Raw genomic sequence first — 2,278 nt, 5'->3', positions numbered from 1 at the left:
TCCCGGGCGCGATCCGGCCCAACCAATGACCACCCGCCAGCTCAATCGCGCCTGCCATGCCGCGGCGCAAATGGCGGAGATCAACAAGCGCGTCTCGCTGCACACCTTGCGGCACAGCTTCGCCACCCACCTGCTCGAGCAGAACATCGATGTCCGCGTCATCCAGGTGCTGCTCGGTCACGCCAAGCTGGACACCACCGCGCTCTACACCCGCGTCGCCACCAAGACGATCAGCGAGGTCATAAGCCCGCTGGAGCACATCGCACTCAAGCTCAAGGAGATCCGACCGCCCGGTTGACGCCAAGGCGCTGATGTCGCGCCCGGCCTTGGAGGTTGCGGATATCTTCCGCAGCCATGGCCCAGCATGGCGCAAAGCCCATGCCGGCCATGTCAGCCTCGAACAATTGAAGGTGATGTCGGCGATCGAGCACTGCCGCACGGCAGCCCTCGGCGGCCATGTCGCGCGCTGCGCAGACTGCGCCTATACGACGATCGCCTACAACTCCTGCCGGAACCGGCACTGCCCGAAGTGCCAAGGCGCTGCCGCCAAGGACTGGCTCGCCGACCGCGAGGCCGAGCTGTTACCGCTGCCGTACTATCACGTGGTGTTTACACTGCCTGCGGCTATCGCCGACATCGCCTACCAGAACAAGGCGGTGGTCTGCGATCTCCTGTTCAAGGCCTCGGCCGAGACCCTGCTGACGATCGCCGCCGATCCGAAGCATCTGGGGGCCAAGATCGGCATCACTTCCGTGCTGCACACCTGGGGTTCGGCCATGACCTATCACCCCCATGTGCACATGATCGTTCCGGGCGGCGGCATCTCGCTGGACGGCCAGCGCTGGGTATCGTGCCGGCCCGGATTCTTCCTCCCGGTGCGCGTGCTTTCCCGCCTGTTCCGCCGATTGTTCCTGGAGAAGCTCGTCGCCGCACACCATGCCGGCCGCTTGAGCTTCTTCCGCATCGACATCCATCTGGCCGATGCGCAATCCTTCACAGCCTTTCTGGCACCGCTGCGCAAGGCAGAGTGGGTCGTCTATGCCAAGCGTCCGTTCGGCGGCCCTCAGGCGGTGCTGGCCTATCTGTCGCGTTACACCCACCGCGTAGCCATCGCCAACAGCCGCCTGATCGCCTTCGACGAGCGTGGCGTCACCTTCAAGTGGAAGGACTACCGCATCGAAGGTCGCGATCGATACAAGCAGATGACGCTCGCCACCGACGAGTTCATCCGCCGCTTCCTCATCCACGTGCTGCCAAAAGGCTTGCACCGCATCCGCCACTACGGCCTGTTCGCCAGAGGCGCTTGCGCCGACAACATCGCACGCGCGCGTGAGCTGCTCGCCGTTGCAGAACCTGAAGCCAAGCCCATCACTGCCGCGGTCGATCCCAGCAAGCCGACCTGTCCGTGCTGCGGCGGTCGCATGATCATCATCGAGGTGTTCGCGCGCGATGCAACACCACGGCATCAGCCGACAGCCCCAACGAACCGCGTCAGGATCGACACCTCATGACCGCGTCACAGTCCTGCAAATTCCTTCGTCGTGCTCGCTGGCTCTCGGCCGGCCACGGCAGAGCGCGCCCATATGGTCGCCATCCGCAACAAATCGCCCGACAATTTGCAGAGCTCAACGCCATCCGCAGCTCATTTCTCAGCCGCTTCACCGTCGCACAACCCGCTGCACCGGCTCGATTCAAGTCAGCCAGCTCGCCCGCGGCGCTCAAATCCCCATAGCAATTGCGGCACCGCTGTACGTACCCTTAAGCGCGGTTTCCTTCCTTGGAGGCTTTCGGACGCCGGCCGCCGAACGCGCGGCAGCGTCCTTCAAGCGGCCGGCATCCGAAACCCTTCACAGAGTCGGAAATGCAGAACCGCGCTGAGGGTGGTCCGCTTTCCCTTGGTGTGCTGACGTCGATTCCAGGTCGGGCGAGTACTCCGGGCAGGTGTCGCCGATCGACTCAAGCACCTCCGCAATCACAACGACTGCTGCCTTGGACGGGATGTCGGACGGAGTATCTCGGTGGGCAATATCGAAGGCGCGATCGTGGGCTTGCGGATCGGCGCCGTCGTCTAGCGTTGTAGGACCGCTCATCTCGAAAAGCGTAGGGTATGGCACGCCATTGCATCTGCCTTGCACCGCCGCTGTTGCTGAGTGCCGCCCGACGGGCAAATCACTGCTCATCCGCGAATGTCTGTCCAGCCCTTGGGGAAAAAATAAATCTCTTGATCATTTCCGTAAAACAGAAGTATGGTTCGGCCATCCCGCCTCGATGCAGAGGG

2 protein-coding genes are annotated in these 2,278 nt (G+C 63.2%); both read left to right on the top strand.

Features of this window, described 5'->3' with window-relative positions:
- Positions 1–298 (top strand): tyrosine-type recombinase/integrase (locus JOZ76_RS12990; RefSeq protein ID WP_291699029.1); only part of this gene is annotated, 298 nt, incomplete at its 5' end.
- 13 nt (positions 299–311) lie between these two features.
- The gene (locus tag JOZ76_RS12985; RefSeq protein WP_291699028.1) at positions 312–1,511 is read left to right on the top strand and encodes an IS91 family transposase; all 1,200 of its coding nucleotides are present in this window, start codon (positions 312–314) and stop codon (positions 1,509–1,511) included.
- The last annotated feature ends 767 nt before the right edge of the window (positions 1,512–2,278 follow it).

The organism is Bradyrhizobium sp. (assembly GCF_019244115.1).
Lineage (GTDB): Bacteria > Pseudomonadota > Alphaproteobacteria > Rhizobiales > Xanthobacteraceae > Bradyrhizobium.
Note: the sequence above shows the minus strand (reverse complement) of the source record. Positions and strands in the feature narration are given on the sequence as shown.